Source organism: Blattabacterium cuenoti (assembly GCF_014251235.1).
GTDB classification, from domain to species: Bacteria; Bacteroidota; Bacteroidia; order Flavobacteriales; family Blattabacteriaceae; genus Blattabacterium; species Blattabacterium cuenoti_AF.
In genome coordinates this window covers 149,503-165,308 of record NZ_CP059181.1, presented here as the reverse complement: position 1 = coordinate 165,308, position 15,806 = coordinate 149,503, and the positions used below count along the sequence as shown (strand labels likewise).

The 15,806-nt window shown below is 26.3% G+C and carries 11 protein-coding genes; all 11 read right to left on the bottom strand.

Going from position 1 to position 15,806, the window contains the following annotated elements:
- Positions 1-21 precede the first annotated feature (21 nt).
- A complete protein-coding gene (locus H0H78_RS00755) occupies positions 22-621 on the bottom strand; it encodes a formyltransferase family protein (protein WP_185851118.1) in 600 nt (199 codons plus the stop codon).
- Positions 622-647: 26 nt separating this feature from the next.
- Positions 648-1,634 carry a phosphoribosylformylglycinamidine cyclo-ligase gene (purM, locus tag H0H78_RS00750; protein ID WP_185851117.1) on the bottom strand — a complete coding sequence of 329 codons (987 nt, stop codon included), beginning with the start codon at positions 1,632-1,634 and terminating at the stop codon, positions 648-650.
- A gap of 33 nt (positions 1,635-1,667) precedes the next feature.
- Entirely contained in the window at positions 1,668-3,110 is a 1,443-nt protein-coding gene (purF, locus tag H0H78_RS00745; protein ID WP_185851116.1) for an amidophosphoribosyltransferase, read from the bottom strand.
- A gap of 45 nt (positions 3,111-3,155) precedes the next feature.
- On the bottom strand, positions 3,156-3,890 hold the full coding sequence (purC, locus tag H0H78_RS00740; protein ID WP_185851115.1) for a phosphoribosylaminoimidazolesuccinocarboxamide synthase: 735 nt from the start codon (positions 3,888-3,890) through the stop codon (positions 3,156-3,158).
- Positions 3,891-3,892: 2 nt separating this feature from the next.
- On the bottom strand, positions 3,893-4,372 hold the full coding sequence (purE, locus tag H0H78_RS00735; RefSeq protein WP_185851114.1) for a 5-(carboxyamino)imidazole ribonucleotide mutase: 480 nt from the start codon (positions 4,370-4,372) through the stop codon (positions 3,893-3,895).
- Positions 4,373-4,397: 25 nt separating this feature from the next.
- Complete coding sequence (locus H0H78_RS00730; protein ID WP_185851113.1) at positions 4,398-8,144, bottom strand: phosphoribosylformylglycinamidine synthase; 3,747 nt, start codon at positions 8,142-8,144, stop codon at positions 4,398-4,400.
- A 23-nt stretch (positions 8,145-8,167) separates the two neighbouring features.
- Positions 8,168-9,598: an adenylosuccinate lyase gene (gene purB / locus H0H78_RS00725; RefSeq protein WP_185851112.1), complete on the bottom strand. Its 1,431-nt coding sequence runs from the start codon at positions 9,596-9,598 to the stop codon at positions 8,168-8,170.
- 29 nt (positions 9,599-9,627) lie between these two features.
- Positions 9,628-10,926, bottom strand: a complete 1,299-nt coding sequence (locus H0H78_RS00720) for an adenylosuccinate synthase (protein ID WP_185851111.1) — start codon at positions 10,924-10,926, stop codon at positions 9,628-9,630.
- A 68-nt stretch (positions 10,927-10,994) separates the two neighbouring features.
- On the bottom strand, positions 10,995-11,972 hold the full coding sequence (gene ruvB / locus H0H78_RS00715; protein ID WP_394366920.1) for a Holliday junction branch migration DNA helicase RuvB: 978 nt from the start codon (positions 11,970-11,972) through the stop codon (positions 10,995-10,997).
- 48 nt (positions 11,973-12,020) lie between these two features.
- The gene (gene gyrA / locus H0H78_RS00710; RefSeq protein ID WP_185851110.1) at positions 12,021-14,465 is read right to left on the bottom strand and encodes a DNA gyrase subunit A; all 2,445 of its coding nucleotides are present in this window, start codon (positions 14,463-14,465) and stop codon (positions 12,021-12,023) included.
- A 74-nt stretch (positions 14,466-14,539) separates the two neighbouring features.
- On the bottom strand, positions 14,540-15,622 hold the full coding sequence (gene aroB / locus H0H78_RS00705) for a 3-dehydroquinate synthase (protein ID WP_185851109.1): 1,083 nt from the start codon (positions 15,620-15,622) through the stop codon (positions 14,540-14,542).
- Between the last annotated feature and the right edge of the window lie 184 nt (positions 15,623-15,806).

Sequence of the window (15,806 nt, the reverse complement as noted above, 5' to 3'; positions counted from 1 at the left end):
TATATGTTATTATATATCATACTATATTTTTCTTCGTTTTGAAAAAGATTGGTTAAAAAAATAATTTAAAGATTGAATAAGAATTTCTTTTTCTATAAGAGAAATTTTTTTGTATAAAGATAAAGGAGTTTCTTTTGAAGAAATTTTACATGATTTATTTAAAATAATTTTTCCAGCATCTACATCTTTTGTAACATAATGAACTGTAGCTCCTGAAATTTTTTCTTTTCTTTTAAGTACTTCTTGATGTACTTTCATTCCATACATTCCTTTTCCTCCATACTTAGGTAAAAGAGATGGATGAATATTAATAATTTTTTTTTCCCATTTTTTACAAAACTTTTTACTAAGAATAGAAAGAAAACCTGATAATATTATTAAATCTGGAGTATTTTTTATCAAAATTTTATCTATCTCTTGAGAAAGAAGTTTTTTTTCAGTTTTTTGTAAAGAAAAAGTTGCAATTTTTTTTTTGAAAGCATATTTAATTGCTTTACATTTTCTATCAGAAATTACTGAAGATATTCTACATGTAGTAGAAAGTTTTCCATTTGAAATGGCATGAAAAATATGCCTCATATTTGTTCCTATACCTGAAACTAAAATTGCTAATTTTTTCATATTATAATGAAAAAAAACTGATTTTTTTATTTCAAAAATACTTTTTTATTTCCTCTAATGATATAACCACAGACAAAAGGTTTTTCTCCTAACAAATATAATCTTTTCAAAAGATTTTTTTTATCTTGAAAAGAAGCTATGATAATCATTCCAACTCCCATATTAAAAGTATTCCACATTTTTTCCTCTGAGATAAATCCTTTTTTTTGTATATGGGAAAAGATTGGTTGAACAGGAATTTTATTCTTTTCTACTATAACAGATAAATTTTCTGGAAGTATACGAATGAGATTTTCATTAATTCCACCTCCAGTTATATGAGCTAATCCATGTATAAAAAAATTTTTTAACAAAAAATGTATAGGATCATGATAAATTTTAGTTGGAATTAAAAGAATTTCATACAATGGTTTATTTTTAATTTTATTCATTAAAAAATCTTTTTTAGAAAAAATCTTTCTAATTAAAGAAAATCCATTACTATGAACGCCCAAAGAAGGAAGTCCGATTAATATATCTCCTTCTTGAATATTTTCTTTCCCATTTATAATATTTTTTTTTTCTACTATACCAACACAAAATCCAGCAATATCATAATCATTTTTTCTGTAAATACCAGGCATTTCTGCCGTTTCTCCTCCAATCAAACATGTATTAGTCTTTTTACAAGAATTAGCTATTCCTTGTATAATTTTTTCTACAATATTAGAATTCAATTTTCCACAAGCTAAATAATCTAGAAAAAATAAGGGTTTTGCGCCATGACATAAAATATCATTTACACACATAGCAAAACAATCTTCTCCAATAGTTTCATATTTTTCAAATTCAATAGCTAAACGTAATTTTGTCCCTACTCCATCAACACCTGAAACTAATATAGGCTCTTTGTATCCGAATAAAGATATTTTATAGAGAGAAGAAAAAAAATCCAAAGAACTAAGAACTTGATTATTATAAGTTTCTTCTAAAATTGGATTAATTTTACAGACAACACGATGATTTTCTTTCATGGTTTATTTCTTATTCTTGTAAATTAATTATTCTTATAATTTTTTATATTTTTTTATTGGATATTTTCCAGTAAAGCATCCAAAACAATGATTCTTACTTCCAAGTATATCTATTAAATCTTTCATACTTAGAAATTCTAAACTATCGACATCTAAAATTTTAGCAATATTCTCTTTATCATCATTATACGATATGAGATCTTTTTTACTTGGAGTGTCTACTCCTAAATAACATGGAGCTATAATAGGAGGGGAAGCACTCCTAAAATGAATTTCTATTGCTCCCGCCTTTCTTAATATATAAACCAACCTACGACTAGTTGTTCCACGAACAATGGAATCATCAATAATAACAACACGTTTACCTCTAATTTCGTTCAGAATAGAATTAAGTTTTAAATTGACTATTTTTTCACGTATTTCTTGTTTAGGAAGAATAAAAGATCTTCCAATATATTTATTTTTAACTAAAATTGGTTTAAAAGGTATTCCTGAAGCTTTAGAGAATCCAATAGATGCTGGTACTCCAGAATCTGGAACTCCAACAACAACGTCTGCCTGTACAGGATATTTTTTATAAAGTTTCTCACCGCTTTTTTCTCTTACTTCATAAACATTAATATTTTCTATTAAGGAATCAGGACGTGAAAAATAAATATATTCAAAAGAACAAACTCTTTGTTTTCTGTATCTATTTTTTTTAAAAAAAGATAGCTGAATAGACTTTTTTTTGTCAACAATGGCCATTTCTCCTGGAAACAAATCCCTTATTAGATATCCTCCTATAGAATCTATTCCGCAGGTTTCAGAACTAAATATATAAGTTTGTTCATCTAGCATACCGTAACATAAAGGACGTATTCCATTTGGATCTCTAAATGCTGCTATTTTATTTTTCATTAAAACTATAACAGAATAAGCTCCTTGAATATCAAAAGTTGTTTTCTGAATAGCTGTTTCTAAATTATTATTATTTTCGTATAAATATTTTTGAATTAAACGTAAAATAACCTCAGAATCAGAATTTTCGGATATAAAATTCATTCCATTCAATTCTAAATTTTTTCGTATTTTCTTAGCATTGACTAAATTCCCATTGTGAACTATAGAAATGTTGCTTTTTCCATTGATATCTTCTCCAAAAAATGGTTGAATGTTTTTTTTACTTTGTCCGCCAGATGTAGAATAACGTGTATGTCCAATAGCTGCATTTCCATGGAAATATTTGAAATTAGAAATTTTCCTAAAAGCATCTAAAACAAGACCATCACTTTTATAAGATAAAATAAAACCATCTCGTAAAACGGAAAAACCACAAGCTTCTTGTCCTCTATGTTGTAGAGCAAATAACCCAAACTGGATCAAAGATAATGTATCTATTTTCTGAGGAGAAAATATTCCAAAAATTCCACACTCCTCATGAAACTTATCATAACATCTTTTTTCCTTAAAAAAATGGAAAAATTTAGATATCATCTTCTCTATAGAATATTCTTTCTTATACAGATAAGAATATCTGATCTAATTATTATTAGGAACATTCAGTCTTTTTAAGACTTCCATATAAATATCCAAGATATTTTTATGTGAATTATTTCTAAATACATCTTTATCAAGTTTTTTATTTGTTTTTTTATCCCATAAGCGACATGTATCCGGACTGATTTCATCAGAAAGTAAAATTTTATTTTTCTTATTTTTTCCAAATTCTATTTTAAAATCTACTAATATAATGTTTTTATCTAAAAACAATTTTTTTAAAAAATTGTTAATATTCAATGTTATTTGATGAATAATATTTAATTCTTCATAAGAAACGTCACATATAAAAACGGCATGATGGATATTAATGAATGGATCCATTAATGCATCATTTTTGTAAAAAATTTCAAAAATAGTATTCGAAGGTATGGTTCCTTTTTTTATTCCTAAACGTTTAGACATACTCCCAGTAATAATATTTCGAATAACAAATTCTAATGGAATCATATTGACTTTATGACATAATTGTTCCCTATTGTTAATTTTTCGAATAAAATGAGTATTTATTCCATAATAGTTCATTTTTTTAAATAAAAAGGAACTAATTTCATTATTTAAAATACCTTTTTTTTGTAAAAATTCTTTCTTTAATCCATTCAAAGCTGATAGTTCATCCTTATAGTGAAGGATAATCTTATTCGGATTTTCTGTAGAAAATATTTTTTTTGTTTTTCCTTCCAATAAAAAAAATTTTTTAGTTAGACTGCTACTCATAATCACAAATATTTATCTATTTCATTTATTAGTTTTTCTTTTTTATCCATTCTAAATTTTATTAATAATTTTTTTATTTCGTTATATTTAATAGATAATATATGAATAGCTAAAAAAGCAGCATTATATGCATTATTTATTCCTACTGTAGCTACTGGAACATCTTTAGGCATTTGAACCATGGAAAAAAGGGCATCTAATCCACCTAATAATCCATTATGGGAATGAATTGGAACACCTATCACAGGTAAAATTGTTCTAGAGGCTATTACACCTGGTAAATGAGCAGATAATCCAGCTCCAGCAATAATCAATTCTGCTACGTTTTCTACTTTTTTCAGAGTTTCTGATAAGACATCGGGTAAACGATGAGCAGATATAACATAAATATGATTACTTATATGGAATGAATTTAATACATCTACCGCTGTTTTCATAGTAAATCTATCAGATATACTTCCACAAAATATAGCTACTTTCATCTATTTAAATATTATTAATAAATAATTATAAAAAATAATGCACAGCATTTCTAAAAATAGAATGTTCTTTAATATCAGGTATATTTTTTAATAATCCATAATGATAACGTTCTGGATGAGTCATCCTACCATAAATTTTTCCATTTTCGCTTAAAATACCTTCTACTGCTTCTACTGATCCATTTGGATTATAACACCTATCTAATGTAGGAAACCCTTGTAAATCAACATATTGCGTAGCAATTTGATTTTTTTTGAATAAAATATTCGTTATTTTTTTACTTGCATAAAATCTTCCTTCACTATGAGATAGTGGAATAGTGTAGATCTTATTTATCATTCCGTATAGCCATGGAGAATGATCAGAAATAACTTTAATATGAACACATTGAGATATGTGTTTACCTATTTGATTATCAGTTAATGTAGGAGAAAATGGATGACGTATACATATTTTACCATAAGGTAATAATCCAGATTTTATAAGAGCTTGAAATCCATTACAAATACCAAGAATTAGTCCATCATGATCTAAAAAGTATTCAATAGCTTCTTTTATATATGGATTATGTAATATAGACGTAATAAATTTTGCGGAACCATCTGGTTCGTCTCCTGCGCTAAAACCACCACACAGAATAAATATTTTTGCTGATCTTATATATTTTTTCATTTTATCTATGGATTCTGTAATATCTTTTTCTTTTAAATTTTTAAAAACAAAAGTTTTGATAATAGCACCGACCCTTTTAAAAGCATGAATAGTTTCTAATTCACAATTAGTACCAGGAAAAACTGGAATAAACACGTTTGGAACTATCTTTTTTTTATATTTTTTTTTCACAAAAAATCTATGATCTATATTTTTTCTATGAAAAATTTTCTTTTTTTTATAAGATTTTTTTATAAATTCCATTCCATTTCTGGAAGAAGAAAATATAGGGTTTAAAGTTTTTGACCAGAACTTTAAAGCTTCATCTATTTCTATTACTATTCCGTTGATATCCAAAATTTTAGATGATATAACTTCTCCTATTAAGAGAAAATTTTCCTCTGAAATAACAGAAGATGATTCTATAATTAATGAACCTATACTAAGTTCAAATAAAGGATAGTTTTTTAAACGAATAAGAACTCCTAAGCGATTTCCAAAAGACATTTTTGCAATAGCTACAGAAATTCCTCCGTCCTTTACCGTTTTTACTGAAATTATTTTTCCTGAACAAATTCCTTTATAAATTTTATCATATGCTTCTTTCAAAGAATCAAAATTTGGCATTTCGTTTTTTAATAGCTTATGATGATACAAATATATTTTATTTCCTATTCTTTTTAATTCAGGTGATAAAATATTTGAACACTTACCTGTAGTCACACCAAAGGAAATTAACGTAGGGGGTACGTGAATATTCTTATATGTTCCAGACATACTATCTTTACCTCCTATAGAGACTAATCCAAAAGACATTTGAGCATGATAAGCACCTAATAAAGAAGAAAAAGGTTTTCCCCAAGTATCTGGATTATTACCTAATTTTTGATAATATTCTTGAAAACTAAAGTAAATACCTTTGTATGATGCTCCCATAGATACTATTTTAGAAATACATTCTATTATAGAATAAATTCCTCCATGAAATGGACTCCAATCCGATATTTCAGGATGAAAACCCCAAGATGCTAAACTTACAGTATCTGTATTCCCTTGTAATACAGGTATTTTATGAACACTACCTTCGGATGGAGTCATTTGATATTTACCTCCAAAAGGCATTAATATCGTAGTAGAACCAACTGTACTGTCAAATAGTTCTACCAAACTTTTTTGAGAAGCCACATTTAATTTAGATAGAACGTTTAGGAACGTTCTTCTACTGAAAAAAATATTTCTTGATTTTTGAAATGGAGAAATTTTAATAGGAGAATGAACATGAACAGCCGTTTTTTTATGAGATCCTCCAGTATTTAAAAAAGAACTTTTTAAATTGAATATTTCTTTTTTTTTATAAAAAAAAACTATTCTATTATTATCTGTTATCCTAGCAATAGGAACGGACAAAATATTTTCTTCATAAGCTAACTTTATAAAAGTTTTTACATTATTTGGAGATAATACAACAGCCATACGTTCCTGAGATTCTGAAAGAGCTATTTCTAAAGCTTCTAAATTTGCATTTTTTATAGTTGGTATTTTATCTAAATTTAGAATTAAACTATTACTCAATTCTCCTATTGCTACAGAAGCTCCACCTGCACCAAAATCATTACATTTTTTAATTAAAGATAAAACCTCTTTTTTTCTAAAAAATCTTTGAAGTTGTCTTTCAATTATTGGATTTCCTTTTTCTATTTGGATATTTTTATTCGAATTACCTTCATTTTTCTTTTCCTTAGAAGATTCCGCAGCTCCTCCTATTCCATATCTACCTGTTAGTCCTCCAATTAATAAAATGACGTCCCCTTTCATTGGAGTTTCTTTTTTTACATATTTAACTGGTACAGCCCCAACTACCATACCAACTTCCATTCTTTGAGCCCTATAACCTTCATGATATATTTCTTGTATATTTGTGGTAGCAATACCTACCTGATTACCATAAGAACTATAACCATAAGCAGAATCATAACATATTTTATGTTGTGGAATTTTATTATCTAATATTTTTGGGTTAGTAGGATCAGCAGAACCACTTAATCGAATAGCTTGATAAACAAAAGCTCTTCCAGATAGTGGATCTCGTATAGCTCCTCCTATACAAGTAGAAGCCCCACTAAAAGGATCAATTTCAGTGGGATAATTGTGAGTTTCATTTTTAAATAAAATATACCATTTTTCTTTATTTTTAATATCGGAAAAATGAACATCTACCATAATCATGCAAGCATTTTTTTCAGGAAAAATTACATAATTTTTCAATTTTCCTTGTTTATAGAGTATTCTGGATGGCAATATAGATAAATCCATTAAATTGATAGGATATTTTGATCTTCCTATAGAATTTCTATCTTTTAAATATTCATCAAATATATTTTGATATATATTTTTGTAAACGCCATAAAATCTTATATCATCCAATGTAGTAAAAAAAGTTGTATGACGACAATGATCTGACCAATATGTATCTAAAATACGTAATTCTATTTCTGTAGGGTTTCGTTTTTCTTCTAAAAAATATTTTTGTATAAAAAGTAAATCATTTAAATGGATAGAAAAATTCCATTTTTTATGAAAAACTTTCATTTCTTCATAAGAAAGAGAAATAAAATTTTTTACAAAAACTACGAAATCTTTTCTTTTTCTTCTCTTTTTTGAAAAATTAATTTTAAAATCTTTTTTATGAAGATTTTTTTCTTGAAAGAAATTAGGATTTATGCAAAATTTTTTTATTGGATCTAAATTATCCTTAGGGTTACTTAATCCTATGAACTCCATTAATTTTCCTGTTTTTATAAACACTCTTGACTTAGGATCTATGATTTTGATACATTGAATGGCCGAATCTGCACGTAAATCATATTTACCAGGAATATATTCTACAGAAAAATGTGGATTTTTGAAATTTTTATTTTTATGCAAAATATCTGTTACAGGGTCTACAAAAATTTTATATAAGCTATCTATAAATATTTTCTTTTCTATATGAAAAATATCATATATATAATATATGATTACTCTAGATAAAGAAAAATTCATTTTTTTCAATTCATGAAACAATTTTTTAGAAGAAATATCAAAAGGTTCTTTTTTTTGTATAAAAATTCTGATTTTCATTAGAAATGAAAAATATAAAATTCTTAAACTTTAAGTTCTATATCTGAATCAATGAAAAAAGAAAATCTGTCTAAAAGAGGATTCACTTTTTTTTCAATAAACTCTAAAGATTGATCAGAAGAAAATCCTATTAATTCCTTAGTATTTAACATTTTTTTTATTGTTTTCTCATCAATTGGTATTTTTTCATCATTTAAAACACGTTGTAAAAAATCGTTTTCTTTTCCCTCTAATTTCATTCTAGATTTAGAATTTATAGAATGAATTCTAAGTCTAGAATGAATAAATTGTCTATCTGCTCCTCTATTTTTTACACACTCTACAATAATAGATTCAGTAATTAAAAAGGGAAGTTCTTGAACTATATTTTTTTCAATCATTTTAGGGTACACTATTATATTTTCTAATACATTGTTCCATATTATTAAAATAGCATCTATTGCTAAAAACGATTGGGGAATAACCAATCTTCTATTAGCTGAATCATCTAATGTTCTTTCCAACCATTGAGTAGCTGCAACCATATTAGCACTATTGGATAAAGAAATAACATATTTTGCTAAAGAAGACATTCGTTCACAACGAATTGGATTTATTTTATAAGCCATAGCACTTGATCCAATTTGTTTTTCTTCAAAAGGTTCTTCCATTTCTTTTAAATTTTGTAATAAGCGAACATCATTACTAAATTTATGAGAAGATAAAGAAATATTGGATAAAAGATTTAATATTTGTGCATCTACTTTTCTATCATAAGTTTGACTAGTTATAGGAAAAACTTTTTTAAATCCAAATTTACCAGATATTTCTTTTTCCATATCTTTTACTTTTTGTAAATTTCCATCAAATATTTCCTTAAAACTAGCGGATGAGCCCACAGTTCCCTTGACCCCTCTGAAACATAGATTATGTAATCTAAATTCTAATTCTTCCATGTCAAATAATAAACTTTGAATCCATAAAGAAGATCGTTTTCCCACCGTAGTTAATTGTGCCGGTTGATAGTGGGTAAAGGCTAAAGTAGGTGTATTGTGATATTCTAAGGTTAAATTTCTAAGACGAAAAATAACATTAATAATTTTTTTAATAATTATTTTTAATCCGTCTCGTATAAGAATAAGATCTGTATTATCTACTAAAAAGGCGCTTGTTGCTCCTAGATGAATAATAGGTTTAGCTATGACTGCTTTTTTTCCAAAAGCATACAAATGAGCCATGACATCATGACGAAATTTTTTTTCATAAGAATTGACTTGATCAAAATCAATATCATCTAAATGATTTTTTAAATCTTTGATTTGTTCATCCGTAATATCTAAACCTAATTTTTTCTGGCTTTCAGCTAGATATAACCATAATTTTCTCCATGTTAAAAATTTTTTTTTTGGAGAAAAATTATACAACATTTCTTGACTACTATATCGTTCTACAAAAGGGTTCTTATATTCTTTCACAAAAAAAATTTTTTTAAATTAGAATATTTTTAAGAAAAAATTTTCAAAAAAGAAGATTTATTTTTTATGATATTTTGGTTTCTTTCAGATCCTATGGATATTAATATAATATCTAAATTTAGATAACCTTCAATAAAGTTAATGTATTTTTTGCAATTTTTCGGTAATTCTTCATATTCTTTAATGTGGGATATGTCTTTTTTCCAACCAGGAATATCTATATAATTAGCTTTTAGTTCTTTTTCTATATATGCTGGAAAATGTTTAATATTTATCCCATTTTTTTGATATCCTATACAAATTTTTATGGAATCTAAATGACTTAATATATCTAATTTAGTCAGAATTAAATAATTTATTCCATTAATTATACAAGAATATTTTAAAGCTATTAAATCTAACCAGCCACATCTCCTTTGTCTATTAGTTGTGGTTCCATATTCTTTTCCTTTTTCACGTATTATATAATTTATTTTTTTATTTTTTATTTCTGTAGGAAATGGACCGTATCCTACACGTGTACAATAAGCTTTTGCTACTCCTATAAAATTCATCAAAAAAGAAGGTGGTATCCCTGATCCTATACTTACTCCTCCTGTGGAAGTAGAAGAAGTTGTTACATATGGATATGTTCCATAGTTTATATCTAATAACATAGCTTGAGCCCCTTCAAAAAGAATTCTTTTTCCCTCATGAAAAGCTTTATGAATATCTAGAACAGCATCAATAATTCTTGGTTTCAGAATTTTAGCATATTCTATATACTCATCATATATTTTCATAAAAGAAATAGGTTCTTTTTTATACACTTTTGTTATAATTAGATTTTTGTAATCTACATTATCTTTTAATTTTTTATAAAAATTTTTTAGATTCAAAAAGTCTAGTAAACGGATACCTATACGTGCTATTTTATCTTCATAAGTAGGTCCAATTCCACGATGTGTAGTTCCAATAGATTTTTCACCTAAAGAATCTTCTTTATATTTATCTAACAAAGGATGATAAGGCATAGTTATATGTGCTCTTTTTGCTAAAAAAATTTTAGATGTTTTTAATCCTATGGATTCTAAATTTTTGATTTCTTGGATCAAATATTTAGGATCCACTACCATTCCGGGACCTATAATACATTTTACATGAGAATAAACAATTCCAGAAGGAATTAAGTGAAGAGTAAAATAACGATTATTAATGTGAATGGAATGACCTGAATTATTTCCTCCTTGATAACGAATAACATAATCCGAATTTTTAGAAAATAAATCTGTGATCTTTCCTTTTCCCTCGTCACCCCATTGGAGACCAACAATAACATTTGAAGGCATTATTATAATAATTTGATAGATATTAACATTATCGGCAAAGTTAATTTTTCTAAAAAAAAAAACAAAAATTATTTTTCCTCTTTCTTTTTCTTATCAAAATTTTTTTTTAAATGTTGATAAGCTAATAAAGTAGCTTTCCTACCTCTAGGTGTCCTTATTAAATATCCTTCTTGAATAAGATAAGGTTCATAAACTTCTTCTATCGTATCAGAATTTTCGCTGACAGCTGTTGCTATTGTATTTAATCCAACAGGCCCTCCTTTAAAATGATTAATGATAGAAGTAAGAATTCTATTATCCATTTCATCTAATCCATATTGATCCACTTTAAGAGCTTTTAATCCTAAATTACAAATATGTAAATCTATAGTTCCATTTCCTTTTATTTGAGCAAAATCACGAACTCTACGAAGTAAAGAATTTGCTATACGTGGAGTTCCTCTACTTCGATTAGAAATTTCAGAAGAAGCTTCTTCTGTTATTGGAATATTCAATATTTTTGCACTTCGATTGATTATATTTTTTAATAATTCTTTTTTATAAAAGGTTAAACGATTATTAATTCCAAATCTAGAACGCATAGGGGCTGTCAACAAACCAGATCTTGTTGTTGCTCCTATTAAAGTAAAAGGTGATAAATCTATTTGTACAGTTCTAGCGTTAGATCCAGAATCTATGATAATATCTATTTTATAATGTTCCATAGCAGAATACAAATATTCTTCTACTATAGGTGATAATCGATGAATTTCGTCAATAAAAAGAACATCATTTAATTTTAGATGAATAAGTAAACCCGCTAAATCTCCCGGTTTATCTAAAATAGATCCTGAAGTTACATATATTTTAACTCCTAATTCATTAGCTACAATATAAGCTAACGTTGTTTTTCCCAATCCTGGAGGTCCATGAAATAAAATATGATCTAAGGATTCTTTTCTTTTTTTAGCAGCTTGAATAAAAATTTTTAAATTTTCTAAAATATCATATTGTCCAACAAAATCTTGAATTTTTTTTGGACTTAAAGTTTCTTCTATATTTGACACAATCTCTATCTTTTTTCAAAAAAAAAATCAAATAAATGTGTAAATATTTTATGAATGAAAATTCACACTAACTTTTGCTACATCTGCAATAGAATCATTTTTTTTTAGATGAATTAATCTTACACCTTGAGTATCTCTTCCCATAACTCTTATTTCGGATACAGAAATACGTATAAGTATGCCTGATTTTTTAATAATCATAAGATCATCTTTATCGGTTACATGTTTAATAGAAATTAAACTTCCTGTTTTTTTTGTAATGTTTATTGTTTTGATTCCTTTACCTCCACGATTAGTTACACGATAATTTTTTATTTTTGTTCTTTTTCCAAAACCTTTTTCCGAAACAACCAATAAATGTCCTTTTTCTTCTGTAGATACCATTCCAATGACGGAATCTTCTTTTCCTCTGAAATTAATTCCTATGACTCCAGAAGAATTTCTTCCAGTTATGCGAATTTTTTTTTCTGGAAAACGAATTATTTTTCCACTTTTTACAGCAAGAAAAACATAATTATTACCTTGTGTTAAAATTGCTTCTAATAAAGAATCCCCCTTACGAATCACAATAGCATTTATTCCATCTTTTCTAGGACGTGAATAGTTATCTAATGATGTTTTTTTAATAATTCCTTTTTTAGTGATCATCATCACATAATGATTCTTTACATATTTTTTGTTCTTAAGATCATTTGTTAAAATATATGCATTGACTTTGTCATCTTGCTGTAGATGAATCATATTTTGTATAGCTCTTCCTTTAGACATTTTTGAACCTTCTGGAATCTCATAAACTCTTAACCAAAAACATTTACCTTTTTCTGTAAAAAAAAGCAAATATTGATGATTCGTTGCAATTAAAAGATGTTTAAAAAAATCATATTCTCTAGCAATAGCTCCTCTATTTCCAATACCTCCTCTTCCTTGACGTTTGTATTCTGATAAAGAAGTTCTTTTGATATATCCAGCATGAGAAATAGTAAGTACTACTTGTTCATTTTCGATAAGATCTTCTATATTAACTTCATTTCCTAAATAATCTATTTCTGTTCTACGTTTATCTTGATATTTATTTTTTATGTCTAAAAGTTCTTTTTTAATAATTATCATTCTAATAGAATAGTGGCTTAATACATCATTTAATGATGATATCTTTTTGATTAACTCTTCATGTTCTTTCTTCAGCTTATCAAGTTCTAATGATGTAAGACTTTGCAAACGTAAATCTAAAATAGATTTAGATTGGTTTTTAGATAAATGAAATTTATCTATTAATTTATTGCAAGCATCACGTTGATCTTTAGATTTTTGTATTAAAAAAATCATTTTATCTATATGATTTAATATAGTCAAAAAACCTGTTAAAATATGAACACGATCTTCATATTTTTTTAATTCATATTTTGTTCTTCGAATAATCACATCTTGTCTATGGTTAACAAAATGTTGTATAAATTCCTTAATATTTAATTGAACAGGTTTTCCATGAACCAAGGCTATGTTATTTACATTAAAATAAGTTTGTAAAGATGTATGTTTAAATAAATTATTTAATAATATATGAGGATTTGTGTTCTGTTTAAGAATATAAACTACTCGTAATCCTTTTCTATCGGATTCATCTCGTATTTGATAAAGACCATCTATTTTTCCTTCCTTCATTAATTCTACAGTTCTAGTAATCATTTCTTCCTTATTTACTTGATAAGGAATTTCATCTACCACAATACATTCTCTTCCTTCAATTTCTTCAAAATGAATTTTCGCACGTAATACAATACGTCCTCTACCAGTATGAAAGGCTTTTTTAACTCCATCATAACCATAAATGACTCCTCCAGTAGGAAAATCAGGAGCTTTTAAATGCTTCATGATACTATCTACAGATATGTCATTGTTATCGATATAAGAAAAAATAGCTTGTATCGTTTCTTTTAAATTATGAGGAGGTATATTAGTAGCCATTCCTACGGCTATTCCTGATGATCCATTAATTAAAAGATTAGGAATTCTCGTAGGTAAAACCGTAGGTTCTTCTATAGAATCATCAAAATTAAGTTGCATATCTACCGTATTTTTTTTGATATCCAATAACATTTCTTCAGATATTTTTTCCATTTTTACCTCTGTATAACGCATAGCAGCAGGTGGATCTGAATCTAATGAACCAAAATTACCTTGCCCATCTATTAATGGGTAACGAAATGTCCATTCTTGAGACATACGAACCATCGTATCATAAACAGAAACATCTCCATGGGGATGATATTTACCTAAAACTTCTCCTACAATACGTGCAGATTTTTTATAAGGTTGATTAGAAAAAATTCCTAATTGGTACATTCCGTAAAGAACTCTTCTATGCACAGGTTTTAATCCATCTCTAATATCAGGAAGAGCTCTAGATACTATAACAGACATAGAATAATCGATATAAGATGATTTCATTTCATCCTCAATATTAATAGGAATTAATTTCTCTCCTTCCTTCATTTTTTTTTTTTTTTAGATTCTTATTAAAATAAAGAATATTAACGAATTAAGAAAAAAAATTAAATATTTTAATCTTAAATGTTAGAAAAACAGTCTTTGATTAATAAATTAGGAACATGACAATTGTAAGAACAAATACCTATTTTCCTTAGTAAGGAAAAATTAATTTTATTCCTATCATTTTTTTTATCATGTTCTATAATGGACAATATTTTTTCTACTTCTAATTCTAAAGAAGATATTTTATGAATGTTATACAAATTAGAAAGAACAAATTTAATCTCCTCATAATGTTTCATAGGTAAACCATTTATTTTGTATGAAATCCAAGATTCATACACCATTCCCATAGCAACTGCTACACCATGTAATAGTTTTTTATTCTTAAAATCCATAAAATAACTTTCCAAAGCATGACCGATAGTATGTCCAAAATTCAGAATTTTTCTTAATCCTTTTTCAAAAGGGTCTTTTTCTACAATTTTATTTTTGATCAGAATGGATTTATGAATAAAATTTTTCCATTTATTATCGTTTTTATTGGATAAATCTTTTTTAAGATCAACCCAAAAGTTTTCATCTGAAATTAATCCATGTTTCAACATTTCAGATTTTCCTGAAATAAATTCCCTATCCGGAAGAGTACTTAAAAAGTTATGATCAATAATCAATATTTCTGGAAAATGAAAAGAACCAATTTCATTTTTTATCTTTTCTAAATTTACACCGGTTTTACTCCCTACAGAAGCATCTACCATCCCTAATAAAGTAGTAGGTATATTGATAAAACGTATTCCTCTTTTAAACACAGAAGCTACAAATCCACCAATATCCGTTATAACTCCTCCTCCTAAATTAATAATTAAACTATTTCTATTTGCTCTTAATTCTTCTAAATTTTTCCATATTTTAATACATGTATAAATATTTTTTTCTTTTTCTCCTGATTCTATTTTAATAATATTAGATATTTCTAATATTTTTAGATAAGAAAAGAGTAAGGGGAGACAATGCTGATAAGTATTTTTATCTACTAGAATAAACGTATTTTTTATAGAATCTACTTTATGTAGTAAATAATTTTCCAATATTTTATATCCCTCTTCATTAAAAAAAATATTATTTTTTTTCTTCTTTTTTTCATCATAAAAAAACATAATACACCTTTTTTATGCAAAATTAGCTATAAATTAATCAATAAAATAAAATATTTTGCATAACAAAAAAATTAAAAAAATAAAAAATATTACTATAAAGAATATATTTGGAATCCATCCTAAAATATTAATAAATTTGAACATATATTCCATAAGAATATGGTTTGTATAAATAATATTTATA